Source organism: Klebsiella grimontii (assembly GCF_900200035.1).
Taxonomy (GTDB): domain Bacteria; phylum Pseudomonadota; class Gammaproteobacteria; order Enterobacterales; family Enterobacteriaceae; genus Klebsiella; species Klebsiella grimontii.
In genome coordinates this window covers 880,320-905,620 of the sequence record NZ_FZTC01000015.1, presented here as the reverse complement: position 1 = coordinate 905,620, position 25,301 = coordinate 880,320, and the positions used below count along the sequence as shown (strand labels likewise).

The 25,301-nt window shown below is 57.5% G+C and carries 23 protein-coding genes; 14 read left to right on the top strand and 9 right to left on the bottom strand.

Annotation, left to right across the window (positions count from 1 at the left end):
• Positions 1-47 precede the first annotated feature (47 nt).
• The 3 genes from macB to KOSB73_RS12055 form a co-directional block, all read right to left on the bottom strand.
• Entirely contained in the window at positions 48-1,994 is a 1,947-nt protein-coding gene (gene macB / locus KOSB73_RS12065; RefSeq protein ID WP_024360091.1) for a macrolide ABC transporter ATP-binding protein/permease MacB, read from the bottom strand.
• Complete coding sequence (gene macA / locus KOSB73_RS12060) at positions 1,991-3,106, bottom strand: macrolide transporter subunit MacA (protein ID WP_004871729.1); 1,116 nt, start codon at positions 3,104-3,106, stop codon at positions 1,991-1,993. Before macA ends, macB begins: the two co-directional genes overlap by 4 nt.
• Positions 3,107-3,278: 172 nt before the next feature.
• Positions 3,279-4,937 carry an ATP-dependent endonuclease gene (locus tag KOSB73_RS12055; protein WP_004871731.1) on the bottom strand — a complete coding sequence of 553 codons (1,659 nt, stop codon included), beginning with the start codon at positions 4,935-4,937 and terminating at the stop codon, positions 3,279-3,281.
• 384 nt (positions 4,938-5,321) lie between these two features.
• Here KOSB73_RS12055 and aqpZ point away from each other — a divergent pair, with 384 nt between their 5' ends.
• The 4 genes from aqpZ to hcr all read left to right on the top strand — a co-directional run bounded on the left by aqpZ (position 5,322) and on the right by hcr (position 9,819).
• On the top strand, positions 5,322-6,017 hold the full coding sequence (gene aqpZ, locus KOSB73_RS12050; RefSeq protein ID WP_024360092.1) for an aquaporin Z: 696 nt from the start codon (positions 5,322-5,324) through the stop codon (positions 6,015-6,017).
• Positions 6,018-6,141: 124 nt separating this feature from the next.
• On the top strand, positions 6,142-7,041 hold the full coding sequence (locus tag KOSB73_RS12045) for a LysO family transporter (RefSeq protein ID WP_004871736.1): 900 nt from the start codon (positions 6,142-6,144) through the stop codon (positions 7,039-7,041).
• Positions 7,042-7,186: 145 nt separating this feature from the next.
• A complete protein-coding gene (gene hcp, locus KOSB73_RS12035; protein WP_098140534.1) occupies positions 7,187-8,839 on the top strand; it encodes a hydroxylamine reductase in 1,653 nt (550 codons plus the stop codon).
• A gap of 11 nt (positions 8,840-8,850) precedes the next feature.
• The gene (hcr, locus tag KOSB73_RS12030; protein WP_098140533.1) at positions 8,851-9,819 is read left to right on the top strand and encodes an NADH oxidoreductase; all 969 of its coding nucleotides are present in this window, start codon (positions 8,851-8,853) and stop codon (positions 9,817-9,819) included.
• 39 nt (positions 9,820-9,858) lie between these two features.
• Here hcr and KOSB73_RS12025 read toward each other — a convergent pair whose 3' ends face one another.
• Positions 9,859-10,293: a DoxX family protein gene (locus KOSB73_RS12025; RefSeq protein WP_004871745.1), complete on the bottom strand. Its 435-nt coding sequence runs from the start codon at positions 10,291-10,293 to the stop codon at positions 9,859-9,861.
• A gap of 151 nt (positions 10,294-10,444) precedes the next feature.
• Between KOSB73_RS12025 and poxB the strand changes: the two genes are divergently transcribed.
• The 4 genes from poxB to KOSB73_RS12005 all read left to right on the top strand — a co-directional run bounded on the left by poxB (position 10,445) and on the right by KOSB73_RS12005 (position 15,873).
• Positions 10,445-12,163 (top strand): ubiquinone-dependent pyruvate dehydrogenase, encoded by a 1,719-nt coding sequence (poxB, locus tag KOSB73_RS12020; RefSeq protein WP_098140532.1) that lies wholly within the window; start codon positions 10,445-10,447, stop codon positions 12,161-12,163.
• Positions 12,164-12,317: 154 nt separating this feature from the next.
• A complete protein-coding gene (ltaE, locus tag KOSB73_RS12015) occupies positions 12,318-13,319 on the top strand; it encodes a low-specificity L-threonine aldolase (RefSeq protein ID WP_004871751.1) in 1,002 nt (333 codons plus the stop codon).
• Between the two features lie 10 nt (positions 13,320-13,329).
• A complete protein-coding gene (locus KOSB73_RS12010; RefSeq protein WP_098140531.1) occupies positions 13,330-14,763 on the top strand; it encodes a DUF2867 domain-containing protein in 1,434 nt (477 codons plus the stop codon).
• A 96-nt stretch (positions 14,764-14,859) separates the two neighbouring features.
• Entirely contained in the window at positions 14,860-15,873 is a 1,014-nt protein-coding gene (locus KOSB73_RS12005; RefSeq protein WP_049130688.1) for an NAD-dependent epimerase/dehydratase family protein, read from the top strand.
• Here KOSB73_RS12005 and KOSB73_RS12000 read toward each other — a convergent pair.
• Both KOSB73_RS12000 and KOSB73_RS11995 read right to left on the bottom strand, forming a co-directional pair.
• Positions 15,870-16,700, bottom strand: a complete 831-nt coding sequence (locus KOSB73_RS12000; protein ID WP_049087316.1) for an N-acetylmuramoyl-L-alanine amidase — start codon at positions 16,698-16,700, stop codon at positions 15,870-15,872. The two genes, KOSB73_RS12005 and KOSB73_RS12000, sit on opposite strands and share 4 nt — an antisense overlap.
• Positions 16,697-17,020 (bottom strand): heavy metal-binding domain-containing protein, encoded by a 324-nt coding sequence (locus tag KOSB73_RS11995; RefSeq protein ID WP_004100606.1) that lies wholly within the window; start codon positions 17,018-17,020, stop codon positions 16,697-16,699. Before KOSB73_RS11995 ends, KOSB73_RS12000 begins: the two co-directional genes overlap by 4 nt.
• A gap of 117 nt (positions 17,021-17,137) precedes the next feature.
• On the opposite strand from KOSB73_RS11995, the gene KOSB73_RS11990 reads away from it, so the two are divergent.
• From KOSB73_RS11990 to artJ, 6 genes are all read left to right on the top strand, one after another.
• Entirely contained in the window at positions 17,138-17,653 is a 516-nt protein-coding gene (locus tag KOSB73_RS11990; RefSeq protein ID WP_004849391.1) for a lipoprotein, read from the top strand.
• Positions 17,654-17,880: 227 nt separating this feature from the next.
• On the top strand, positions 17,881-18,609 hold the full coding sequence (gene artP, locus KOSB73_RS11985) for an arginine ABC transporter ATP-binding protein ArtP (protein ID WP_024360099.1): 729 nt from the start codon (positions 17,881-17,883) through the stop codon (positions 18,607-18,609).
• Positions 18,610-18,628: 19 nt separating this feature from the next.
• Complete coding sequence (gene artI / locus KOSB73_RS11980; RefSeq protein ID WP_004130868.1) at positions 18,629-19,360, top strand: arginine ABC transporter substrate-binding protein ArtI; 732 nt, start codon at positions 18,629-18,631, stop codon at positions 19,358-19,360.
• 6 nt (positions 19,361-19,366) lie between these two features.
• On the top strand, positions 19,367-20,083 hold the full coding sequence (gene artQ, locus KOSB73_RS11975) for an arginine ABC transporter permease ArtQ (protein WP_049090041.1): 717 nt from the start codon (positions 19,367-19,369) through the stop codon (positions 20,081-20,083).
• Positions 20,083-20,751, top strand: a complete 669-nt coding sequence (gene artM / locus KOSB73_RS11970; protein WP_004130864.1) for an arginine ABC transporter permease ArtM — start codon at positions 20,083-20,085, stop codon at positions 20,749-20,751. Before artQ ends, artM begins: the two co-directional genes overlap by 1 nt.
• Before the next feature lie 173 nt (positions 20,752-20,924).
• Positions 20,925-21,656 (top strand): arginine ABC transporter substrate-binding protein ArtJ, encoded by a 732-nt coding sequence (gene artJ / locus KOSB73_RS11965; RefSeq protein ID WP_024360101.1) that lies wholly within the window; start codon positions 20,925-20,927, stop codon positions 21,654-21,656.
• A 216-nt stretch (positions 21,657-21,872) separates the two neighbouring features.
• Here the strand turns inward: artJ and KOSB73_RS11960 are convergent, their stop codons facing one another.
• From KOSB73_RS11960 to rlmC, 3 genes are all read right to left on the bottom strand, one after another.
• Entirely contained in the window at positions 21,873-23,345 is a 1,473-nt protein-coding gene (locus tag KOSB73_RS11960) for a sensor histidine kinase (protein ID WP_098140530.1), read from the bottom strand.
• Positions 23,342-24,058 (bottom strand): response regulator transcription factor, encoded by a 717-nt coding sequence (locus KOSB73_RS11955; RefSeq protein WP_004134579.1) that lies wholly within the window; start codon positions 24,056-24,058, stop codon positions 23,342-23,344. The genes KOSB73_RS11960 and KOSB73_RS11955 overlap by 4 nt, the downstream gene beginning before the upstream one ends.
• 78 nt (positions 24,059-24,136) lie before the next feature.
• On the bottom strand, positions 24,137-25,267 hold the full coding sequence (gene rlmC / locus KOSB73_RS11950; protein ID WP_098140529.1) for a 23S rRNA (uracil(747)-C(5))-methyltransferase RlmC: 1,131 nt from the start codon (positions 25,265-25,267) through the stop codon (positions 24,137-24,139).
• Positions 25,268-25,301: the final 34 nt, after the last annotated feature.

The following is a 25,301-nucleotide window of genomic DNA, read 5'->3' as shown; positions in this document are numbered from 1 at the left end:
ATCCCGCCAGCAAAATGCCAGTCCTTCTGACTGGCATTTTTTTATCGCTACTCGCGCGCCAGGGCGTCTACCGGGTCCAGACGCGCCGCGTTGCGCGCCGGTAGCCAGCCAAACAGCACCCCGGTCAGCGTGGAGCATAAAAACGCGGTCAATAGCGCCAGCGGTGAAAAACCGATCTCCCAGCCGGGTAAAAACAGCTGTAGAACAAAGGCGATCAGCAGCGAAAGCGTGACGCCCAGCGCCCCGCCGACCAGGCAAACCAGCACCGCCTCGATCAAAAACTGCTGTAACACATCGCTGGCCCGCGCCCCGACCGCCATACGGATACCGATCTCCCGCGTGCGCTCGGTGACTGAGACCAGCATAATGTTCATTACGCCAATTCCGCCGACCACCAGCGCAATCACCGCCACCAGCGTCAGAAACAGCTGTAATGTATGTGTGGTCCGCTCCGCCGTTTTCAAGACGCTGTCCATATTCCAGGTAAAAACATCTTTCTTGCCGTGACGCAGTTCCAGCAGGCGCAGCAGCTGCTGCTCAGCAATCGAGCTGTCATAACCTTCGTTCACCCGCACGGTAATGGAGTTCAGCCACGACTGTCCCATCACCCGCCCGGCCATCGTGGTATAGGGTAACCAGACGCGCAGAATTTTGCTGCTGCCGAACATCGACTGTTTTTCATCCGCGACGCCGATCACCGTTGCTGGCATATTGCCGACCAGAATGATCTCACCCACCACTTTCGCTTTGTGCGGAAACAGCTGTCGACGCGCGTTGCTGTCGAGCACCACCACCTGCGCGCGGCTATTTAGCTGGAGCTCGTTAAAGGTATTTCCTTCGCTAAAAGTCATGCCGTAGACGTTAAAATACTGCGCCCCCACGCCCTCGGCGCTGGCGGCAACGTCAATATTATCCGCCCGCAGACGCAGGCTTTTTGATACCGCCGGGGTCGCCGAGCTGACCCAGGGCTGTTTCTGAATAGCCAACAGATCATCGTACTTGAGAGACTGCTGATAGCGGGGATCGTCATCGCCGAAATCCTTGCCGGGATAAACATCAATGGTATTGGTACCGATAGCGCGAATATCGGCGAGCACCATCTGCTTCGCGGCATCGCCCACCACTACAATCGACACCACCGAGGCAATGCCGATAATAATCCCGAGCATCGTCAGCAGCGTGCGCATTTTATTCGCCGCCATCGCGCGCCAGGCCATGACCAGCGCTTCGCGAAAGCCGCTGCTGAACTGACGCCACGCCGATGGCTCAGCCGCCCCGCGCTGGTGCAGCACGCCGCCGTGGGCGGAACCCAGCGCGGGCGGATTACGCACGATTTCACCATCGTGTATTTCAATGACCCGTTCCGCCTGGGCCGCCACCTGCGGGTCGTGGGTGACAATAATCACCGTATGCCCCTGCGCTTTTAGCTGGTGAAGGATCCCCATGACCTCTTCGCCGGAGCGGCTGTCCAGCGCGCCGGTTGGCTCATCCGCCAGAATCACTTCCCCGCCGTTCATCAGGGCGCGGGCGATACTCACCCGCTGCTGCTGGCCCCCGGAGAGCTGCGAAGGCTGATATTCAGCCCTGTCGCCCAGCCCCAGCCGAATCAGCAGCTCATGGGCCCGAGCCAGGCGCGCTTTACGCTCCGCGCCGGCATAAACCGCCGGAACTTCGACGTTCTGCGCCGCGGTCAGATGCGATAGCAGATGATAGCGCTGGAAAATAAAACCGAAATGTTCCCGCCGCAGGCGTGCCAGTTCATCGCCGTTAAGACGGGCCACGTCCGTACCCGCGACCCGATAGGTGCCGCTGGTGGGTTTGTCCAGACAGCCCAGAATATTCATCAGCGTGGATTTACCGGAGCCGGACGCCCCGACGATAGCCACCATTTCTCCGGCGGCGATGCTCAACGTAATGCCTTTCAGCACCTCAACGTTGCCCTCGCCAGAAGGATAGCTGCGGCGAATATCACGCAGTTCCAGTAACGCCGTCATTTCGCCGCTCCGGCCGCACCTTCGCCGATAATCACTTCATCCCCCTCTTCCAGCCCTTTCACCACCGCCACATCGGTGTCGTTACGCGCGCCGATAACGATTTCGCGCTCTTTAACTTCACCGGTACGCAGCAGACGCACGTGATAGCGGTTATCGCCGATGGCGTCACCCAGCGCGCTCAGCGGGAGGGTGATGACGTTTTTTACTTCAGAAAGCTGGATATGCACCTGAGCGGTCATCTCCAGACGCAGGATCCCCTGCGGGTTCGGCACTTCAAAACGGGCGTAGTAGAAAATCGCGTCATTGACCTTTTCGGGTGTCGGCAGGATATCCTTCAATGTTCCTTCATAGCGCGTCAGCGGATCGCCCAGCACGGTAAACCAGGCTTTTTGCCCCGGCTTCAGATGAATCACGTCCGCTTCCGAGACCTGCGCCTTCACCAGCATGGTGCTGAGATCGGCCAGGGTTAAAATATTCGGCGCCTGCTGGGCGGCGATCACCGTCTGCCCCTGCAGGGTAGTGATTTGCGTCACTTCCCCGGACATCGGCGCCAGAATTTTGGTGTAGTCGAGGTTGGTTTTGGCCGTATCCAGGGTAGCCTGATTACGTTTGACCTGCGCTTCAATCGTACCGATTTGCGCTTCTTTGACCGCTAAGTCGGTCGCGGCGGTATCGAGGTCCTGGCGAGAGACCAACTGGCGCTGCGCCAGCTGCTGCTGGCGGGCCAACGTCGTCGCGGACAGTTTACGTTCCGCACGCGCCTGGTTGAGCTGCGCCCGCAGCTCCATCAGCGTCGCTTCAACTTCTTTAATCTGGTTTTCCGCCTGCTCGGGATCGATAACCCCCAGCAGCTGATCTTTTTTCACTTTGTCGCCAATCTCAACGCGCAGCGTTTTTAGCTGTCCGCTCACCTGCGCCCCGACGTCAACTTTTTTTAACGCATCCAGCTTACCGGTCGCCAGCACGCTCTGCTGCAGGTCTCCTTTGCGTACCACCAGCGTCTGATACTGCGGCAGCGGCGCATTCAGAATTCGCCATCCCCAGACGGCGAGGGCCAGTACGACAATCGCCAGCAGCCACCATACTTTCCTGCGCTTTCCATTTAATTTCATAAAAATTCCTGATGTTTTAACCCGCAGAACCCGCGACAATTCTATCTAAATGCGGTAATAGAATAACGCGCATTTTTAGCTGCGCTTAATTTTTGTTTAACCGAAGTTGAAGGTCGTGCGGATAAAGGCGTGCCGGGAGAGTTCCCGGCAGAGAGATAAACGGCGGTCGGCGCTAATCCGCCCGCCCGCGCGCCAGCCATAGCACGCGGGAGAACATTTTTTTCAACAGCGCAGGAATGGCGTCAACCCCGCGACGCCCGGCCTCCATCGCCACTTCAATCGCCAGGTCCGGTTTTGACGAACGGTGGATCGCTTTGGTGATCACCCGCCGCATATTCATGGGAATATTTATCGGCAGCTGGGCCACCCGATGATAAACATCGTCGAAGCCCTGGCGATACATAAAATGCTCCATATCCATCGCCGGTAGCGCGGTGAGATGGTCGCGCTCAAGCATTTTGTCGTCATTCAATAGCCCGCGAACGGTGGCGGCATATTTCTTCCCGGCCTCATCGCCGTCCACCAGCACGTGCCATTCAATCCCCATTCGCCGGGCGAATTTGATAAGCGGTTTTAATCCCGACTGGGCAAACTCAATCACCTTCACCCCTTCCGCATCAAAGTGGTGGCCGCACTGGCGCGCCAGCTCGTTGATAACCCAGGTTTCGGTCTCCCCTTCGACCAGTAGCCAGCAGCGGGCAAACAGCGATGAAGCGCGGTTAAAGCGAATATGAAAAGCGATGCGCCGGCTGTCTTCGGCATTCATCCCGCCGGGCCCCAGCCGCCAGGCGGATACCCGTGATGATTCACGCACCAGCCGGCAGACGTGCTCGACGGGCGTTAATGACAGCAGTTCGCCGGAGTTCGTCGTCGTCACCCGCTGTAGCGGCAGTAAATTAAGTAAATGCCAGGCTACGGACAGCATAATCGGATGCAGCCGGGTTTCCGGATCCTCAATCAACAAGAGCGGCCGCGCATCGCGATCGAGTCTCACCGTGCCTTTCGCCTGCAGCAGCGTAGAAAACAGTCCCAATAAAATCACCCGATGGCTGCGCCCGCCGGGCTTGTCGATCATCCTGTTAATGATGTCCAGGTAGCGCCAACTGCGCTGTTCATCATGTGAATGACGGCGCATCAGGCGATGACGCGACTGCGCGCTGCTCTGCTCGGCAAAATAGTGCTCCAGCAATTGCACCATGGCCGACAGTCCCTGGCGGATCTGCCCATCGGTTAAATTTTGCGGATGATGCACCAGTTCACGAGAGAGGAAATCAAGCTGGCGTGCGGTAATCTCGATCTGCGGCGAATGCGGAACGGTGCCGTTGTGGATCCGTCGCATAAAGCGGGCGTCGCGCAGCCGCAGAACCGGCATCAGCCGCACCAGGTGACGGGCGAGTTCATCAATATCGTCAAGCTCCAGCGCTTCCCCTTCACCGTTAATAAAACTACGCAGGGTCATTACGCTGTCGTCATCGGCAAGCTCCCCCTCGAGGCGATAGAAAACGCGCTGATAGCCGTCGTCGCAGGGCACCCAGCAGTTACTGAGAGGGCGATAGCGTCGCACTCGATGGCGGCCGGGTTCATTCTCACGGAAGGTCAAAATGATATGCAGATGATGCTCGCGTCCCTGAATATCGCCGGGCGGAAACCAAAAATCTTCCCGAACAAAATGATAAAGGTCAAACTCCGGGGACAGGAGTAGCGTCAGGGCATCCAGCAGGCTGGATTTACCCCAGGCATTTTCGCCAATCAGCACGTTATTTTGCTCAAGCATCAACGATAAACGGTTAATGCCGCGAAAACCGACTATTTCGACGCGCTCAAGATGCATATGCCCTCCGCTCGGTGGCGACTATCTCCTTCAGTTATCAGCAGTATAGCGAGGTGAGCATCAACATGACACTCCGGGCGTATTATGAATCGCTATAGGGTGAAGAGGCGGAATGTGATGCGCGGTATTTCACTTAATTGAGAAACGCATTCATCATCAAAAGTCGTTTTTTTAATCATTTTTGTTCTACACTTTTAAAAATTCCCATGAAAAAAGGAATCCCAGCACATTGTTCTAAATCAAATTACATCAATTTATTTAACTGGTCCCGGAGTAGCGATCGTCCATAGAATAGCGTCGCTTTATTCTAGTCGTCATTCTTTGTGTCGAAAATAAAGGCCGGCACGAAAACTCGTGCGCGTTTACGTTTTTATTGAGGTGGTTATGTTTAGAAAATTAGCAGCAGAATGCTTTGGTACATTCTGGCTGGTATTCGGTGGTTGCGGCAGCGCCGTTCTGGCTGCAGCGTTCCCGGAACTGGGAATTGGTTTTGCCGGCGTCGCGCTGGCTTTCGGTTTAACCGTATTAACCATGGCCTATGCCGTTGGTCATATTTCCGGCGGGCATTTTAACCCGGCGGTGACTTTAGGTTTATGGGCCGGCGGTCGTTTCCCGGCCAAAGAGGTAATTGGTTATATTATCGCCCAGGTTGTCGGCGGTATTATCGCCGCCGCTATTCTGTATGTTGTCGCCAGCGGTAAAGCGGGCTTCGAGGCCGCCGCTAGCGGGTTCGCTTCGAACGGTTATGGCGAACACTCTCCGGGCGGCTTCTCAATGCTTTCCGCCATTGTGATTGAGATTGTCCTGACCTGCGGCTTCCTGCTGGTTATTCACGGCGCCACGGATAAAAACGCCCCTGCCGGCTTCGCCCCTATCGCCATTGGTCTGGCGCTGACGCTTATTCACCTAATCAGCATTCCGGTCACCAACACGTCGGTAAACCCGGCGCGTAGCACCGCGGTAGCGATTTTCCAGGGCGGCTGGGCGCTGCAGCAGCTGTGGCTATTCTGGGTAATGCCGATTATCGGCGGCATTCTCGGCGGCGTGCTCTACCGCACCCTGCTGGAAAAACGCAGCTAAGCTCCCACGATTCTCTTGAGGCCCGGTACTGCCGGGCCTTTCTTTTTTCCGACTACTTTACTCAGTCCGGCGATTTGGGTAGTGTCAGTGACGCTATTTTCACTCTGCAAGGATCGTGTCGTTCATGTTTTCGGGACTATTAATCATTCTGCTGCCGTTGGTCATAGGCTATCTTATTCCTCTTCATCGGCCATCAGCCCTTAAACTCATTACGCGATTTCTGAGCTGGATCGTCTACGTTATTCTCTTCTTTATGGGTATTAGCCTGGCCTTCCTGGATAATCTGGCCAGCAATCTTCTGGCTATCCTTCATTATGCGGCGGTCAGCGTCGTTATTATTATGCTGTGCAATATTGCCGCCCTGATGTGGCTTGAACAGAAAATGCCCTGGCAAAATCATCATCGTCAGGAAAAATTACCCTCGCGTCTGGCAATGGCGCTGGAATCCCTTCAGCTATGCGGCGTGGTGCTTATTGGCTTCCTGATTGGTCTGAGCGGTCTCTCTTTTTTACAACACGCCACCGAGGCCAGCGAATATACGCTGATTTTCCTTTTGTTCCTCATCGGTATTCAGCTGCGTAATAATGGCATGACGCTGCGGCAAATCGTTCTTAATCGTCGCGGCATGATTGTCGCGGTGGTGGTGATGGTCAGTTCATTGCTGGGCGGCGTCATCAATGCCTTTATTCTCGACCTGCCGCTAAAAACCGGGCTGGCCATGGCCTCCGGTTTTGGCTGGTATTCGCTCTCCGGGATCCTGCTGACCGAATCCTATGGCCCGGTGATTGGCAGCGCGGCATTCTTTAACGATCTTGCCCGTGAACTGCTGGCGATTATGCTTATCCCCGGGCTGGTGCGCCGCAGCCGTTCAACGGCGTTAGGCCTTTGCGGCGCGACATCAATGGACTTTACGCTGCCGGTACTACAACGCTCAGGCGGGGTGGAGATCGTCCCGGCGGCCATCGTGCATGGCTTCATTCTGAGCCTGCTGGTGCCCATCTTGATGGCTTTTTTCTCCGCTTAATACCTCTCTGGCGGTAGTTCCCTGCCGCCAATTTTGCGCTAAATCAATCTCCCTGTAAGTTGTACGAGAAATACCTTTTATCTTCACGCGCTCGGGCATAACCTTAAACATGTATATTAAATATAACTTTAAAAAAGGTGTGACCATGTTTTGTGTGCAATGTGAACAAACCATCCGTACCCCGGCAGGGAACGGCTGCTCTTACGCGCAGGGTATGTGCGGGAAAACGGCCGAAACGTCCGATCTGCAGGATCTGTTGATTGCTTCTCTGCAGGGCCTCTCCGCATGGGCGCTTAAAGCCCGCGAATACGGCATCATCGACCATGACATCGATAGCTTCGCGCCGCGCGCTTTTTTTTCCACGCTGACCAACGTTAACTTCGACTCCCCGCGTATCGTTGGCTACGCCCGCGAGGCCATCACCCTGCGCGAAGCGCTGAAAGCCCGGAGCCTGAATATCGACGCTCATGCGACGGTTGATAACCCGATGGCCGATCTGCAGTTAGTGAGTGACGATCTCGGCGACCTGCAGCGTCAGGCGGCGGAATTCACCCCGAACAAAGACAAAGCGGCCATCGGCGAGAATATTCTCGGCCTGCGCCTGCTGTGCCTGTACGGTCTGAAAGGCGCGGCGGCCTACATGGAACACGCCCACGTTCTCGGTCAGTACGACAACGCCATCTACGCCCAGTACCACAAAATCATGGCGTGGCTCGGTACCTGGCCTGCCGATATGAACGCGCTGCTGGAATGTTCGATGGAAATCGGCCAGATGAACTTTAAAGTCATGAGCATTCTGGACGCCGGCGAGACCAGCAAATATGGCCATCCCACCCCGACGCAGGTCAACGTCAAAGCGACCGAAGGCAAATGTATCCTGATTTCTGGCCATGACCTGAAAGATCTGTACAACCTGCTGGAGCAGACCGAAGGCACCGGCGTTAACGTCTACACCCACGGTGAAATGCTGCCGGCGCACGGTTACCCGGAGCTGCGTAAATTCAAACATTTGATCGGTAACTACGGCAGCGGCTGGCAAAACCAGCAGGTCGAGTTTGCCCGCTTCCCTGGCCCGATTGTCATGACCTCAAACTGCATCATCGACCCAACCGTCGGCGCCTATGACGATCGTATCTGGACCCGCAGCATCGTCGGCTGGCCGGGCGTGAATCATCTGGAAGGCGAAGATTTCGCCCCGGTTATCGCTCAGGCGCAGCAGATGGCGGGCTTCCCGTACAGCGAGATCCCGCACCTGATCACCGTTGGTTTCGGTCGTCAGACCCTGCTGGGCGCGGCGGATACGCTGATCGACCTGGTGAGCCGTGAAAAGCTGCGCCATATCTTCCTGGTGGGCGGCTGCGACGGGGCGCGCGGCGAACGTAACTACTTCACCGATTTCGCCACCAGCGTACCGGACGACTGCCTGATTCTGACCCTGGCCTGCGGTAAGTACCGTTTCAACAAACTCGAATTCGGCGATATCGAAGGTCTACCGCGTCTGGTCGATGCCGGTCAGTGTAACGACGCTTACTCTGCCATCATCCTGGCGGTCACCCTGGCGGAAAAACTGGGTTGTGGCGTGAACGACCTGCCGCTGTCTCTGGTGCTCTCATGGTTTGAACAGAAAGCGATTGTTATTCTGCTGACCCTGCTGTCGCTGGGCGTGAAAAACATCGTCACCGGCCCGACGGCGCCGGGCTTCTTCACGCCGGATCTGCTGGCCGTGCTTAATGAGAAATTCGGTCTGCGTTCGGTGACCACCGTAGAAGAAGACATGAAGCAACTGCTGAGCGCGTAAGGAGTAAAAGTATGACTTTGCCAACCCATCAGTGCCCGTGGCGGATGCAGGTTCACCACATCCATCAGGAAACGCCGGATGTGTGGACAATTTCGTTGCTCTGCCACGACTATTATCCGTATCGTGCCGGGCAGTACGCGCTGGTCAGCGTACGCAATTCGCAGGAGACGCTGCGTGCCTACAGCCTCTCCTCGACGCCGGGCGTTAGCGAATATCTTACGCTGACCGTACGCCGTATTGACGAGGGCGCGGGTTCGCAGTGGCTCACCCGCGACGTGAAGCGCGGCGACTATATCTGGCTGTCCGACGCGATGGGTGATTTCACCTGTGACGATAAAGCGGACGATAAATTCCTGATGCTGGCCGCAGGATGCGGCGTCACGCCAATCATGTCAATGCGCCGCTGGCTGGCGAAATATCGCCCGCAGGCTGATGTTCAGGTGATTTTTAACGTGCGTTCTCCCCAGGATGTCATTTTCGCTGAGGAATGGCGTCAGTATCCGGTGACGCTGGTGGCGGAAAATCACGCCGCCCACGGTTTCGTGGCAGGACGTTTAACGACCGAACTGCTGCAAAGCGTGCCGGATCTGGCATCGCGTACCGTCATGACCTGCGGCCCGGCGCCGTATATGGAGTGGGTTGAGCAGGAAGTGAAAGCGCTGGGCGCGACGCGCTTCTTCAAAGAGCAGTTCTTTACGCCGGTAGCCGACGCCGCTACCAGCGGCCTGAAGTTCACCAAACTGCAACTGGCGAAAGCGTTCTATGCGCCGGTCGGCGCCACGCTGCTCGAAGCGCTGGAAAGTAACAAAGTGCCGGTTACCGTCGCCTGTCGCGCAGGCGTCTGCGGCTGCTGCAAAACGAAAGTGGTTTCCGGCGAGTATACCGTCAGCAGTACCATGACGTTAACCGATGCGGAAATCGCAGAAGGCTACGTGCTGGCCTGCTCCTGCCATCCGCGGGGCGATCTGGTACTGGCTTAACCAGCAACTGCCGGATGGCGCAGCGCCATCCGGCTATCTTTACCGCCAGGCCGAATTGCCGGCGATGGCATAGCGCCCTGCCCCCAAAAAAGCGACCGCCAGCGCACCCACGAAAAAATAGACCAGGCTCTCAATCGCCCACGCGCCGACCGCATCCAGCGCGAAGGTTTTGCCCGTCCCGACCATCAGCCAGGCGACGACCATCGTAAACGCCAGCACCAGCGCCGCCGGACGGGTAAGAATTCCCAGGATCAGCAGGCAAGGCGCAACCACCTCACCCACTAATACCCCATAAGCGATAAAACCCGGCAATCCTTTTGCTACCAGCATATTGCTGATTCCCCCTACGCCATCAAATAGCTTGTGCAATCCGTGAAACAGCATCAGTCCGCCAACGGCAAGTCGTAACAAGAGTTTGCCGAAATCGTCATGAGACAGCAGTTTATTAACAGCATTTAACAGCGATTTAACCATTTGAAATGATTCCTGTTTACCACTTTATGTGAGCACAGATTATGCGGAGTTTTTGCTGAAAAAAACCAGCGAAAATGAGGGGTTAAAGCGAGCGTAACTGGCAGTATCATCTAAGCTTGTAAGCGTTATCACAAAAAGGAGATGGAGAACCATGAAACAGACCGTGGCGGCATACATTGCCAAAACTCTTGAACAGGCTGGCGTTAAACGTATTTGGGGCGTAACCGGGGATTCTCTTAACGGCTTAAGCGACAGCCTGAACCGCATGGGGACCATCGATTGGATGCCCACGCGCCACGAAGAAGTGGCCGCCTTCGCCGCCGGAGCGGAGGCCCAGCTTACCGGCGAACTGGCGGTATGCGCCGGTTCCTGCGGGCCGGGCAACCTGCACCTGATTAACGGCCTTTTCGACTGTCACCGCAACCATGTTCCGGTGCTGGCTATCGCCGCCCATATTCCTTCCAGTGAAATCGGCAGCGGCTATTTTCAGGAGACGCACCCTCAGGAGCTGTTCCGCGAATGCAGCCACTACTGCGAACTGGTCTCATCCCCGGAACAAATTCCGCAGGTGCTGGCCATCGCCATGCGCAAAGCAGTAATTAACCGCGGCGTCTCGGTAGTGGTGCTCCCCGGCGACGTTGCGCTAAAACCCGCGCCGGAAAGCGCCAGCAGCCACTGGTACCACGCGCCGCTGCCGCAGGTGACGCCGGCGGAAGAAGAGCTGAAGAAGCTGGCCCAGCTGCTGCGCTATTCCAGCAACATCGCCCTGATGTGCGGCAGCGGCTGCGCCGGAGCGCATAAAGAGCTGGTGGCGTTCGCCGCGAAGCTCAAAGCGCCTATCGTTCATGCGCTGCGCGGCAAAGAGCACGTTGAATACGACAACCCTTATGATGTGGGGATGACTGGGCTGATTGGCTTCTCCTCCGGCTTCCACACCATGATGAACGCCGACACCCTGGTACTGCTCGGCACCCAGTTCCCCTATCGCGCCTTCTACCCGACGGACGCGAAAATTATTCAGATCGATATCAACCCCGGCAGTATCGGCGCCCACAGTAAAGTGGACATGGCGCTGGTCGGCGATATCAAATCCACCCTCAACGCGCTGCTGCCGCTTCTCGAAGAGAAAACCGACCGCAAATTCCTCGATAAAGCGCTGGAACACTATCGCGACGCGCGTAAGGGGCTCGACGATCTGGCCAAGCCCAGCGACAAAACGCTTCATCCGCAGTATCTGGCGCAGCGCATCAGCCACTTTGCCGACGAGGACGCCATTTTTACCTGTGACGTGGGTACGCCGACCGTCTGGGCCGCGCGCTATCTGCAGATGAACGCCAAGCGCCGCCTGCTCGGCTCCTTCAACCATGGGTCAATGGCTAACGCCATGCCGCAGGCCATCGGCGCAAAAGCCACGGCTCCCGACCGCCAGGTCGTGGCAATGTGCGGCGACGGCGGCTTTAGCATGCTAATGGGGGATTTCCTCTCGCTGGCGCAAATGAAGCTGCCGGTGAAAATCGTTATCTTCAATAACAGCGTACTGGGTTTCGTGGCGATGGAGATGAAGGCCGGGGGCTATCTGACAGACGGCACCGAGCTGCACGCCACCAACTTTGCCCGCATCGCCGAAGCGTGTGGTATCAAGGGCATACGCGTTGAGCGTGCGTCAGAGGTTGATGAAGCGCTGCAAACCGCTTTCGCTACCGATGGCCCGGTACTGGTGGATGTGGTCGTCGCCAGTGAAGAGCTGGCGATGCCGCCGCAAATCAAACTGGAGCAGGCCAAAGGTTTCAGCCTTTATATGCTGCGCGCGATTATCAGCGGCCGCGGCGACGAGGTTATTGAACTGGCGAAAACTAACTGGCTAAGGTAAAAATATCCTTTTCAATTCATACACAAAATCCTTCGTGTTGCCTCAAGGCGGCAAGCCCGAACATCCCCGGGAGCATAGATAACTATGTGACCGGGCTTTGAGGGTGTAGCCAACGCAGAAGCAGCGCGAAGAATGAAGTGTATAAGGATATGACATGATAGATTTACGCAGTGATACCGTCACCCGCCCGGGCCGCGCCATGCTGGAAGCTATGATGGCCGCCCCGGTCGGGGATGACGTCTATGGCGACGACCCGACCGTTAACGAACTCCAGCGCTTTGCTGCCGAGCTGGCGGGCAAAGAAGCCGCGATCTTCTTGCCCACCGGCACCCAGGCCAACCTGGTCGCCCTGCTCAGCCACTGCCAGCGCGGCGAAGAGTATATCGTCGGCCAGGGCGCGCATAACTATCTCTATGAAGCCGGCGGCGCGGCGGTACTCGGCAGCATCCAACCGCAGCCCATCGACGCCGCAGCGGACGGCACCCTGCCGCTGGACAAAGTCGCGGCCAAAATCAAACCGGACGATATTCATTTCGCGCCCACCCGCCTGCTGTCGCTGGAAAATACCCATAACGGCAAAGTGCTGCCGCGTGAATATCTGAAAGAAGCCTGGGAATTCACGCGCCAGCGCGGCCTCGGACTGCACGTGGACGGCGCGCGTATTTTTAACGCCGTCGTGGACTACGGCTGCGAGCTGCGCGATATCACCCGCTACTGCGATTCTTTCACCATCTGCCTGTCCAAAGGCCTTGGCGCGCCGGTAGGCTCGCTGCTGGTAGGGAGCGAAGAGTATATTCGCCGCGCGATCCGCTGGCGGAAAATGGTCGGCGGCGGAATGCGTCAGGCGGGGATTCTGGCGGCGGCTGGCCTGTATGCTTTGCAGAACAACGTCGCGCGCTTAAAAGAGGATCATGACAACGCCGCGTGGATGGCGGAACAGCTGCGCGCCGTCGGCGCTGACGTGATGCGCCACGATACCAATATGCTGTTTGTTCGCGTTGGTGAAGCGCGCGCCACCGCGCTGGGCGAGTATCTGCGCGAACGCGGGGTGCTGATCAACGCCTCGCCCATCGTGCGCCTGGTGACGCATATTGACGTTAACCGCCAGCAGCTCGCCGAGGTAGTGAGCCACTGGCAGGCATTTTTAAACCGTTAAGGAGTCCGGTGTGTCGCAGCGAATTCTGGTGCTTGGCGCCAGCGGTTATATCGGCCAGCATCTGGTGAAAAGACTCAGCGAGCAGGGCTTCACCGTGCTGGCGGCGGCACGCCACATCGACAGGCTTAAAAAACAGCATCTCCCCGGCGTCGAGTGCTATTCGCTCGATTTAAACCAGCCGGAAGCGCTACCCGACCTGCTGGCGCAGGCTGATACCGTTTACTATCTGGTGCACGGGATGGGCGAAGGCGGCGACTTTATCCGCCACGAGCGGCAGGTCGCGCTCAACGTTCGCGACGCGCTGCGCGAGACGCCGGTGAACGAAGTCATCTTTCTCAGTTCCTTACAGGTGGAGGAGCAGGAGCAATCCGATCATCTACGCGCCCGCCAGATCACCGGCGATCTGCTGCGCGAATCGGGCGTCCCGGTAGCGGAAGTTCGCGCCGGCATTATCGTCGGCGCCGGTTCCGCCGCCTTCGAAGTGATGCGCGATATGGTTTACAACCTGCCGGTGCTGACGCCGCCGCGCTGGGTACGCTCGCGCACTACGCCGATTGCGCTGGAAAATTTGCTCTACTATCTGCTGCGGTTGCTTGACCATCCGTCCCGCGAGCATCGGGTGTTTGAAGCCGCCGGGCCGGAAACGCTAAGCTATCAGCAGCAGTTTATCCGCTTTATGGCGGTCAGCGGCAAACGACGCCCGCTGATTCCTGTTCCTTTCCCTACCCGCTGGATTTCAGTGTGGTTTCTCAATGTGATTACCTCGGTGCCGCCAACCACGGCCAAAGCCCTGATTCAGGGGCTAAAGCACGATCTGATCGCCGACGATCGCGCCCTGCGGGCCTTAATTCCTCAACCGCTTATCGCGTTTGATGAGGCGGTGCGCCGCACGCTTAAAGAAGAGGAGCAGCTGGTGAACTCCAGCGACTGGGGCTACGATGCGCAGGCCTTCGCCCGCTGGCGGCCCGAATACGGCTACTATCCGAAACAGGCGGGCTGTACCGTTAATACTTCCGCCAGCTCCGGCGCGCTGTGGGAGGTGATCAACCAAATCGGCGGCAAAGAGGGCTATTTCTTCGGTAACGTGCTGTGGAAAACTCGCGGGGCGATGGACCTGCTGGTCGGCCATCGGCTGGCAAAGGGGCGTCCGGAAAGAGCGTATCTGCAAACCGGCGACGCGGTGGACAGCTGGAAGGTCATTATCGTCGAGCCGGAAAAGCAGCTGACGCTGTTATTCGGCATGAAAGCGCCCGGCCTTGGCCGCCTGAGCTTTACCCTGCGCGATAAAGGCGATCATCGCGAGCTGGACGTGCGCGCCTGGTGGCACCCGCACGGTATGCCGGGGCTCTTCTACTGGCTACTGATGATCCCGGCGCATCTGTTTATTTTTCGCGGTATGGCGCGACGCATCGCCCACCTGGCGGAGCAAATCACCATCAAATAGAGTATACGTATAGAATTCTTTCATGATTCTCATTGCATCGTAGTCAGAATCACGGAAAAATGCGCACGAAATTCTTTTGTTTAACAGTGGATCGATATGAAGGTACTGGTTACCGGTGCGACCAGCGGATTGGGCCGCAACGCGGTGGAATATCTGCGTAACAGGGGCATTAGCGTCAGAGCGACCGGGCGCAACGAAGCGATGGGCAAGCTTCTGAGCAAAATGGGCGCAGAGTTCGTCCCTGCGGACTTAACCGAGCTGGTCTCTTCGCAGGCCAAAGTGATGCTCGCCGGTATCGATACCCTGTGGCACTGTTCCAGCTTTACCTCGCCGTGGGGCACCCAGCAGGCCTTCGATTTAGCTAACGTCCGCGCGACTCGCCGTCTCGGCGAGTGGTCGGTAGCCTGGGGCGTGCGCAACTTCGTGCACATCTCTTCGCCGTCGCTCTATTTTGATTATCACCATCATCGCGATGTTAAGGAAGATTTTCGCCCGCAGCGTTTCGCCAACGAATTCGCCCGCAGCAAAGCGGCAAGCGAAGATGTGATCCATCTTCTGGCGCAGGCCAACCCGAATACCCGCTTTACGATCCTGCGCCCGCAGAGCCTGTTTGGCCCGCATGATAAAGTGTTTATCCCGCGGCTGGCGCAAATGATGCAGCACTACGGTAGCGTTCTGTTGCCGCGCGGCGGCAGCGCGCTGGTGGATATGACCTACTATGAAAACGCGGTACACGCGATGTGGCTCGCCAGCCAGCCCCAGTGCGACCTCTTGCCCTCGGCCCGGGCGTACAACATCACTAACGGCGAACCGCAAACCCTGCACAGCATCGTACAGAAACTCATCGATGAGCTGGGAATAAAGTGCCGCATCCGTTCGGTCCCTTACCCGATGCTGGATATTATTGCCCGCAGCATGGAGCGCTTTGGCAATAAGTCAGCTAAAGAGCCCGCCTTTACCCACTACGGCGTCTCTAAGCTGAACTTTGATTTCACCCTTGATATCTCCCGCGCCCAGCAGGAGCTAGACTACCGGCCGGTTGTCACGATGGATGAAGGCATTATCCGTACCGCCGCGTGGTTGAAGGACCACGGTAAGCTGCACTATTAACCCCGCCCATACTTTTCCAGCAGCGCTTCGGCTATCGCCAGGGTTTGGGCATCGGCAACCCCGTCCCAGCGCTCGGGGCGGAAGTGCATCTGGAAAGCCATAATGACCCGCTTCTGCTGTGCAGGGGTCATGTCCGGCGTTACCTGATAGCCGTAGCGAGACAGCACGTCCAGCAGCTCTGCGGCGTCGACCGGCTCGTATGACGGGCGCCCCTGCAGATAAAACGCCACGCGCTGGGCATCCGGCCATGCGCCAATTCCCTGTTCGGCCAGCCTGCGCCACGGGAACAGCGGCCCCGGATCGTCTTTACGCTGCGGGGCGATGTCCGCATGCGCGACCACGTTCTGCGGCGCGATATGGTAGCGGGCGATAATGTCTTTCGCCAACGGGATCAGAGCGTCAATTTGCGCCGGATTAAACGGCGTGAAGCTTTTGCCCCCGGCCGTTTTTTGCCAGCCGCGATTCTCCAGCTCAATACCAATCGAGGTATCGTTAATACGCGTGCTGCCGCGCCAGAAGCTGACGCCCGCATGCCAGGCCAGATCCTCTTCCGGCACCAGCTGCCAGATCCGCGGTTTGCCTCCGTGCAGCGGCGGTATCTCCGGAATCAGGTAGTGAGAGCTCACCTGGTTATCCGTCAGCGTCGCCAGCGAAACGTCGAAATCATCGGCGGTGTAGTGGATCACCAGCACTTTGATGCGCGGATAAGCCGCCTGCGCCGGGTGGCGCGTATCCAGCTGATAGCCGTCGCGATCGATAATGCCCTTTTCCGTAGCGCAGCCCGCCAGCAGCAGCGTCAGCAGGACGCCTGCCCGGCACATTCTCATCGCCGGGTCTTCACCGCGGTGCCGCTGACGCTGACCATCAGCATGCTGCTATCTTTACCGACGGTTTCATAATCAATATCAATGCCGACAACCGCGTTGGCGCCCAGCGCTTTGGCCTGTTCGCTTAGCTCTTCAAAGGCGATTTCCCGGGCTTTACGCAGCTCTTTTTCATAGGCGCCGGAACGACCGCCGACGATATCGCGGATGCTGGCGAAAAAATCGCGGAATACGTTAGCGCCGAGAATCGCTTCCCCGGTGACGACGCCGCAGTATTCGATGATGGGCTGACCTTCGAGGGTTGGCGTAGTTGAAAATTGCATGTTCAAACTCCTTCTTTAGCGTTCAATGCGTTAGCTCTAAGGGTCAAGCACAATCCCTATCTGATACACTATGCTTGAACAGATATTCTAACGTAGTGAGCTCATAAGGAAATCATCATGCGCTACAAAGTTCTTGCATTAGTCCTCCCCTGCGCGCTGGCGCTCAGCGCCTGTACAACCGTCACGCCTGCCTACAAAGATAACGGCACCCGCAGCGGCCCCTGCATCGAAGGCGGCCCGGATGACGTGGCGCAGAAGTTTTATGACTATCAGGTGCAGCACCGCAACAGCGATTTAACGGCGCTGCGTCCGTACCTGAGCGACGGTCTGGCAAAACTGCTGAACGACGCGCGTCAGGACCCGTCTAACAACGCCCTGCTGCAGTCAAACCTGTTCTCCAGCAGCACAACGCCAGCCGACAGCGCCGATGTCGCCAGCGCCTCGACCATTCCTAATCGCGACGCGCGCAATATTCCGCTGCGCGTGGAGCTGAAACAGGGCACCCAAAGCTGGAAGGACGAAGTATTGATGATTCAGGAAGGCCAGTGCTGGGCCGTGGATGACGTGCGTTATCTCGGCAACAACGCCCATGCGCCGGCGGGCACCCTGCGTCAGAGTCTCGAAAAACGCTAATCCGGGCGCCAGGCCGCTCAGGCCGAATGAAATAACCCCGGTAAAATGTCGGCATTTCCGCTGGTAATGCCGACATTGACTTCTCCCGCCTTCACGAAGCCATATTTTGTGCTAACTTTAAATGTAAACATGGTTTACATTTAACTTTTAACGCATAAATATTGCATAACTATTCTGCCAAAGGTACTATTTGCGGCCTCAATTGCTATTTGTATCAGACTGCCCAGATGAGCATTAAATTAAACGGCATTAATTGCTTCTACGGCGCGCACCAGGCGCTGTTCGACATCACGCTGGATTGCCCGCAGGGGGAAACGCTGGTGCTGCTCGGCCCAAGCGGTGCCGGTAAAAGCTCGCTGCTGCGCGTCCTCAATCTGCTGGAGATGCCGCGTTCCGGTACGTTGCATATCGCCGGAAACCATTTCGACTTTACCAAAGCGCCTTCTGACAAAGCCATTCGCGAGCTGCGCCAGAACGTGGGTATGGTTTTCCAACAGTATAATCTGTGGCCGCATCTGACCGTGCAGCAAAATCTGATTGAAGCCCCCTGCCGCGTACTCGGTTTAAGCAAAGATCGGGCGTTAGACCGCGCGGAAAAGCTGCTCGAACGTCTGCGCCTGAAACCCTATAGCGATCGCTACCCGCTGCATCTTTCCGGCGGCCAGCAGCAGCGCGTGGCCATTGCCCGCGCCCTGATGATGGAACCGCAGGTTCTGCTCTTTGATGAACCCACGGCGGCGCTCGATCCAGAAATCACTGCCCAGATCGTCAGTATTATCCGCGAACTGGCTGAAACCGGCATTACGCAGGTTATCGTCACCCACGAAGTGGAAGTGGCGCGCAAAACAGCCAGCCGCGTGGTCTATATGGAAAATGGCCATATCGTTGAACAAGGTGATGCCGGCTGCTTCGCGCATCCGCAGACCGACGCGTTTAAAAACTATCTTTCACATTGATGTTTTCGGGGAAATGACGATGAAAAAAGTACTGATTGCCGCTCTTCTTGCGGGCATGAGCCTCTCCGCTACCGCAGCCCAGACCATTCGTTTCGCCACCGAGGCCTCCTACCCTCCATTTGAATCGATCGATGCCAATAACAAAATTGTCGGCTTTGACGTCGATCTGGCGAACGCCCTGTGTAAAGAGATTGATGCGACCTGCACCTTTACCAACCAGGCCTTCGATAGCCTGATCCCCAGCCTGAAGTTCCGTCGTTTCGACGCGGTCATGGCCGGGATGGACATCACTCCTGAGCGTGAAAAGCAGGTGCTGTTCACCACCCCGTACTATGAGAATTCCGCGCTGTTCGTCGGCCAGCAGGGTAAATTCACCAGCATTGATGCCCTGAAAGGCAAAAAAGTCGGCGTGCAGAACGGCACCACTCACCAGAAATTCATCACCGACAAACACCCGGAAATCACTACCGTTCCTTACGACAGCTACCAGAATGCGAAGCTGGACCTGCAGAACGGCCGTATTGATGCGGTATTCGGCGATACCGCCGTAGTGACCGAATGGCTGAAGAGCAATCCGAAGCTGGCCGCGGTGGGCGACAAGGTTACCGATAAAGACTATTTCGGCACCGGTCTCGGCATTGCGCTACGTCAGGGCAATACCGAACTGCAGCAGAAATTTAACGCTGCGCTGGAAAAAGTAAAAAGCGATGGGACTTACCAGTCTATCTATAACAAATGGTTCCAGAAGTAACGCTGAATGAACGAATTTTTTCCATTAGCAAGCGCCGCCGGGATGACCGTCGGCCTTGCCGTTTGCGCCCTGATCATCGGCCTGGTGCTGGCGATGCTGTTTGCCGTCCTCGAGTCGGTGAAGCTGCGTCCGATCGCCTGGCTCGCAACCGGCATTGTCACCCTTTTACGCGGACTACCGGAAATTCTGGTGGTTCTGTTTATCTATTTTGGTTCCTCACAGCTGCTGCTGACCCTCTCTGACGGCTTTACGATCAATCTCGGCTTTGTGCAGATCCCGGTACAGATGCAGATTGAAAACTTCGACGTCAGCCCGTTCCTCTGCGGAGCTATCGCGCTTTCTCTGCTGTATGCCGCTTACGCATCGCAGACCCTGCGCGGAGCGCTAAAGGCCGTTCCGCAAGGGCAATGGGAATCCGGCCAGGCGCTGGGACTATCGAAAGCCGCTATTTTCTTTCGCTTAGTGATGCCGCAAATGTGGCGTCACGCGCTGCCGGGTCTCGGTAACCAGTGGCTGGTGCTGCTGAAGGATACCGCGCTGGTGAGCCTGATCAGCGTCAACGACCTGATGCTGCAAACCAAAAGCATCGCCACTCGTACCCAGGAGCCGTTTAACTGGTACATCATCGCGGCGGCAATCTATCTGGTCATCACCCTGTTGAGTCAGTACATCCTGAAACGTATTGACCAGCGTGCGACGCGCTTCGAACGGAGACCGGGCTGATGCTTGATTACTTACCTGAACTGCTAAAAGGGCTGCATACCAGCCTGACGCTGACGGCGGCCTCTATCGTCGTGGCGCTGATTCTGTCGCTGATCTTTACCATTATCCTGACGCTAAAAACGCCGGTGCTGGTGTGGATCGTGCGCGGCTATATCACGCTGTTTACCGGCACGCCGCTGCTGGTGCAGATCTTCCTGATTTACTACGGCCCGGGACAGTTCCCGTCGCTGCAGGAGTATCCGGTACTCTGGCATCTGATTTCCGAGCCCTGGCTCTGCGCGCTGATCGCCCTTTCTCTTAATAGCGCCGCCTATACCACGCAGCTGTTTCATGGCGCCATTCGCGCCATCCCGGACGGCCAGTGGCAATCCTGCGGCGCGCTGGGGATGAGCAAGAAAGATACCCTGGCGATCCTGCTGCCGTACGCCTTTAAACGCGCCCTCTCCTCCTACTCCAACGAAGTGGTGCTGGTGTTCAAGAGTACGTCTCTGGCCTACACCATTACCCTGATGGAAGTGATGGGTCACAGCCAGCTGCTCTATGGCCGCACCTATGACGTGATGGTGTTCGGCGCCGCCGGTATTGTCTACCTGGTGGTCAACGGCCTGCTGACGCTGCTGATGCGCCTGATTGAACATAAAGCGCTGGCGTTTGAGCGACGGAATTAAAATCGCATAACTAGCCAGACCAAGACGGATAACTTCACTGAATTATCCGTCTTTTTTTAACCAAATAAAAATAACTATCCATCTTTATTGAATATAAATTCATTTGGTGGCATTGTTAGACCCAGCCGCAAACACGGCACAACATCATAAGATTGACCGACGGGAGTTCCACAATGAAAAAGTTAGTTCTGGCCGCACTGCTTAGCTCTTTCGCCTTTGGTGCCGCTGCCGCAGAAAAAATAAGCTTTGGCGTTTCTGCAACTTACCCACCGTTTGAATCCATGGACGCCAATAACCAAATCGCCGGTTTCGACATCGACCTGGCGAACGCGCTGTGCAAACAGATGCAGGCCGAGTGTACTTTTACCAACCATGCTTTCGACAGCCTGATCCCGGCGCTCAAATTCAAGAAATATGATGCGGTCATTTCCGGCATGGATATTACCCCCGAGCGCAGCAAGCAGGTGGCGTTCACCGACCCGTACTACGCTAACTCCGCGCTGGTTATCTCGAAGAAAGATGCCTTCCACTCTTTTGACGATCTGAAAGGCAAACGCATCGGGATGGAAAACGGCACCACGCACCAGAAATACCTGCAGGATAAACATCCTGAGGTGAAAACCGTGGCTTACGATAGCTACCAGAATGCGTTTATCGACCTGAAAAATGGCCGTATTGACGGGGTGTTTGGCGATACCGCCGTGGTCAACGAGTGGCTGAAAACCAACCCGCAGCTGGGCGCGGCGACGCCGAAAGTGACCGACGCGCAGTACTTCGGCACCGGCCTCGGCATTGCGGTACGCCCGGATAACAAAGCGCTGCTGGAAAAACTGAACGCCGCGCTGAAGGCGATTAAAGCCGACGGCACCTACGAAAAAATCAGCCAGCAGTGGTTCCCGGAGTAAGCATTTCCCGGAGGCGGCGCTTGACGCGCCTGTCCGGGCTACCGGCCCGCAGACAGCCGTGGCCCCGTAGCCCGGTCAAGCGCAGCGCGGCCCGGGAAACAGCCGCAACAAAGCCTCAATCCCGCGCATTCCCCGGGTTGCGGCGTAAACGCCTTACCCGGGCGACCGATTAGCAGACGGCGGTAAACCGGTAGCCCGATCGGCTAATCCGCAACCTTACACCGGCAGGGTAAACTGGAAACAGGCCCCTGCCGGCGCGTCAAGCAGGCGAATATCGCCGCCGTGCAGCTGCAGCATCCGTCGCACAATCATCAACCCCAGTCCCCCTCGTGATGCGCTTTGCGCGCCAGGCGCCAGCACCGAAGGCCGCTCGAACAGCGTTGCCCGCAGCTCGCTGCCAATGCCCGGCCCGCTGTCGGCCACCTCGACGATAAACTCCGGTCCCGAGCGACGCGCCGCCAGACGGATAAGCCCGCCTTCCGGGGTATGACGAATGGCGTTATCGAGCAGATTAGTCAGCACCCGCTCAATCATCGAGAGATCCGCGGTTATCGGCGGTAACCCAGTGGCCAGCTCCAGCCGTAGACCGATATTGCGCGTCGCGATTGGCAGGTCGAATTTTTGCGCCACATCCTGTACCAGCTCGGCCAACACAAATGTTTCCGGCTGCGGCTTAATCCCGCCGTGCTCCAGGCGAGCCAGCTCAAACAGCTGCTGAGACAGATGGCGGACTTTGTTGCCCTGGCGCAGGGCGATATTCAGATACTGCTTGTTCTCCTCCATCGTCAGGCGATCGGCCTTCAGGCTTAACGTTTCCAGATATCCCAGCAAAGAGGTAAGCGGCGTGCGTAAATCGTGGGAGATGTTGGCGACAAATTCCCGCCGCTGACGATCGCTATCGGCCAGACGGTCCCACTGGCTGGCAATCTGGCGAGCCAGCTCAATAAAGCGATTGTGCAGCACGGCCACTTCATTTCCGGGGTTTGCCTCCGGGGTTTGCGCCGCCAGCGCCTTGATCGCATGAATACTGTCCTGGCTGTCGGTTGCCACCAGCGCGGTGAGCTGACGCACCGGGCGCGTTACCCAGAACCAGGCCAGCCAGCCCGCCAGCCCGCCGAGACCGGCCACCAGCAGCAGAGTCCACAGCAGCAGGCTCCACAAGGTTTTCTGCCAGGCGCTCGCCGCCAGCTCATTAAAGGTTTCGCCTTGCAGGATAATGTAGAGATAGCCGCGCAGCTGGCCGTCCTGGCGCAGCGGCGCCACGCTAAACACCTTTTGCTTATCAAGGCTGCGCGGATCGTCGCCGTACACCGGCCAGGCGCCGCCGGACAGGAACGTTTGCACCGGTGCCAGATCGATGCGCTGGCGTTTAATATGCCCCGGCGGCGCGGCGTCGGCCAGCAGCTCGCCGTCGGGCGAAAGCAGATACAGCTCCACGCTGGGATTAAAGGTCATCAGCCGGTCAAAAAGCGGTTTCAGCATCTGGCGGTCAACCTGCCCCTGAGCGTCCAGCAGCGGCTCGCGGGCGGCGATCTGCTGCGCCAGCCCGGCGGAGAGACGCTGGACCATCACATTACCGTACTGCGCGCTGCTGTACAGCTGGATCAGGCAAACGGCTATGGCGCAGAGCAGCAGCAGTGAGGTAAACACCAGCGCCAGGCGCTGGCTGAGGCTGATACGGCGGATCATGGCTGCGCCTCTTTGCGCTCCACGGCAAACTTATAGCCTTTTCCCCAGACGGTCAGAATGATGTCCGGCTCCGCCGGGTCGCGCTCAATTTTGGTGCGCAGGCGGTTGATATGAGTATTGACCGTATGCTCATAGCCGTCGTGCTGATAGCCCCACACCCGATCGAGCAGCTCAAGGCGGGAAAAGACCTCCCCCGGATGGCGGGCAAAGTAGTAGAGCAGGTCGAACTCGCGCGGCGTCAGATCCACCGTCTCGCCGCGCAGCTTAACGTCGCGCGATAAGGGGTCAATGCTTAAACCATGGCTGGCAATACGCCCGGCATCCATCAGCAGATTTTGCCCCATCGCCTCCTGACGACGGAACACCGCCTTAACCCGGGCGGTCAGTTCGAGAATCGAAAACGGTTTGGCCAGGTAATCATCCGCTCCCATCTCCAGCCCCTGCACCCGTTGGGTTTCGCTGGCGCGGGCGCTGATAATAATCACCGGCAGATAGCGGGTTTGCTGACGAATGCGGCGACAAATTTCCAGACCGTCGACGCCCGGCAGCATCAGGTCGAGGATCACCGCATCCCAAAGCTCTTTTTCCAGCAGACTCAGGGCCTGCGCCCCGTCCGCCACGTGGACAATCTGATAACCCTCATCCAGCAGATTCAGGCGCAGCAGCGCGGCGATATCTTCATCATCTTCAACCAACAGGATTTTTTTTGCCACCGGCAGCACTCCGCTATTCTTACGTTCTGATTAGCCAAGCTTACCCGATCTTCACCGCCTGAAGAGTTCACATTTTGTTTATACTTCGCGAACCAGCAGGGTCAGCACCTCATAATGGGCGGTGTGGGGGAACATATCGAACAGCTGGACGCGCTCAATACGATAACCGCTCAGGCGAGCGATATCTTTCGCCATCGTTCGGGCGTTGCAGCTGGAATAGATAATAAACTCCGGCGCCATACGGCTTAAATACGCGCATAGCTCGTCGCCGATGCCGCGACGCGGCGGATTCACCAGCACCAGATCCGGGATCTCGCCTTCGCCGGTGGCAAACTGCGTGGAATCAAGCGCCTGGAAATGCAGGTTATGCAGGCCGAGCTCTGCCGCCGACTGCTTCGCGCAGGCGATGGCTTCCGGGGCGATTTCGATCCCGGTCAGGCGCATCTCAGGCGAAGCGCAGTGCAGACCAAAGCCGCCGACGCCGCAGAACAGATCCCACATATGGTTGACCGGCAACTGGCGCACCCAGTCGCGAGCGGTGGCATACAGCCGGCTGGCGACCGTCGGGTTAGTCTGAAAGAAGCTCTGCGGGCGGATCCACAGCGGTACGCCGTTGAAATTTTCCGCCAGCGCCTGCTGGTCGGTAAGGAAAATTTCCTGCGGCCCCTCCATGATAGCCATATGCACCGGCTGAATATTGGCGGTAATGACTTTCAACTGCGGCAGCAACGCCTGCAGCGCCGGCAGCGCGGCGCGCAGCTGGGTAAGCTTGGTCTCCGAGCGCAGGACAAAGCGCAGCATCATACCGCCGTCGAGCCGGCTTTCGGTCAGCAGAATGTACTTCAGCTCTCCGCGCCTGCGGGCGACATGATAGGGCGTGAGCCCGGCGCGGGCGATAAACGGCTTAAGCGCAGCGAAAACCGGCGCGAAGCTTTGCGGATAAAGCGGGCAATCGGTCAGGTCTTCCGGAGCGCCATCACGGTGCAGCATCCCGAGCAGCGGGCGCTCAACGCTACCGCTGACCACCATTTTGGCTTTGTTGCGAAACCCACTCTCCGGGCCGCAAGCCGGTGCGCACCACTCAGCGACGGGCGCATCGGCCAAAAGCGCGCGCAGATCGGCCATTTTATCGGCGAGCTGTTGGGATATCGGCAGTTCCAGCCACTGGCAGGAGCGGCAGCGACCCGCGTCATAAAGTGCGCAATGCATAACAAGACCTTCATAAAAACAGGGGCGGGGATTG

What these genes read in the sequence shown, in the direction of transcription:
- KOSB73_RS11990 (WP_004849391.1), top strand. Translation starts at nt 17,138, where the DNA reads ATGCGCTACAAAGTTCTTGCATTAGTCCTCCCCTGCGCGCTGGCGCTC.
- macB (WP_024360091.1), bottom strand. Translation starts at nt 1,994, where the DNA reads ATGACGGCGTTACTGGAACTGCGTGATATTCGCCGCAGCTATCCTTCT.
- KOSB73_RS12000 (WP_049087316.1), bottom strand. Translation starts at nt 16,700, where the DNA reads ATGAGAATGTGCCGGGCAGGCGTCCTGCTGACGCTGCTGCTGGCGGGC.
- KOSB73_RS12005 (WP_049130688.1), top strand. Translation starts at nt 14,860, where the DNA reads ATGAAGGTACTGGTTACCGGTGCGACCAGCGGATTGGGCCGCAACGCG.
- artP (WP_024360099.1), top strand. Translation starts at nt 17,881, where the DNA reads ATGAGCATTAAATTAAACGGCATTAATTGCTTCTACGGCGCGCACCAG.
- rlmC (WP_098140529.1), bottom strand. Translation starts at nt 25,267, where the DNA reads ATGCATTGCGCACTTTATGACGCGGGTCGCTGCCGCTCCTGCCAGTGG.
- aqpZ (WP_024360092.1), top strand. Translation starts at nt 5,322, where the DNA reads ATGTTTAGAAAATTAGCAGCAGAATGCTTTGGTACATTCTGGCTGGTA.
- artJ (WP_024360101.1), top strand. Translation starts at nt 20,925, where the DNA reads ATGAAAAAGTTAGTTCTGGCCGCACTGCTTAGCTCTTTCGCCTTTGGT.
- KOSB73_RS12045 (WP_004871736.1), top strand. Translation starts at nt 6,142, where the DNA reads ATGTTTTCGGGACTATTAATCATTCTGCTGCCGTTGGTCATAGGCTAT.
- KOSB73_RS12055 (WP_004871731.1), bottom strand. Translation starts at nt 4,937, where the DNA reads ATGCATCTTGAGCGCGTCGAAATAGTCGGTTTTCGCGGCATTAACCGT.
- KOSB73_RS11960 (WP_098140530.1), bottom strand. Translation starts at nt 23,345, where the DNA reads ATGATCCGCCGTATCAGCCTCAGCCAGCGCCTGGCGCTGGTGTTTACC.
- artI (WP_004130868.1), top strand. Translation starts at nt 18,629, where the DNA reads ATGAAAAAAGTACTGATTGCCGCTCTTCTTGCGGGCATGAGCCTCTCC.
- macA (WP_004871729.1), bottom strand. Translation starts at nt 3,106, where the DNA reads ATGAAATTAAATGGAAAGCGCAGGAAAGTATGGTGGCTGCTGGCGATT.
- artM (WP_004130864.1), top strand. Translation starts at nt 20,083, where the DNA reads ATGCTTGATTACTTACCTGAACTGCTAAAAGGGCTGCATACCAGCCTG.
- KOSB73_RS12025 (WP_004871745.1), bottom strand. Translation starts at nt 10,293, where the DNA reads ATGGTTAAATCGCTGTTAAATGCTGTTAATAAACTGCTGTCTCATGAC.
- artQ (WP_049090041.1), top strand. Translation starts at nt 19,367, where the DNA reads ATGAACGAATTTTTTCCATTAGCAAGCGCCGCCGGGATGACCGTCGGC.
- poxB (WP_098140532.1), top strand. Translation starts at nt 10,445, where the DNA reads ATGAAACAGACCGTGGCGGCATACATTGCCAAAACTCTTGAACAGGCT.
- KOSB73_RS11995 (WP_004100606.1), bottom strand. Translation starts at nt 17,020, where the DNA reads ATGCAATTTTCAACTACGCCAACCCTCGAAGGTCAGCCCATCATCGAA.
- hcr (WP_098140533.1), top strand. Translation starts at nt 8,851, where the DNA reads ATGACTTTGCCAACCCATCAGTGCCCGTGGCGGATGCAGGTTCACCAC.
- ltaE (WP_004871751.1), top strand. Translation starts at nt 12,318, where the DNA reads ATGATAGATTTACGCAGTGATACCGTCACCCGCCCGGGCCGCGCCATG.
- hcp (WP_098140534.1), top strand. Translation starts at nt 7,187, where the DNA reads ATGTTTTGTGTGCAATGTGAACAAACCATCCGTACCCCGGCAGGGAAC.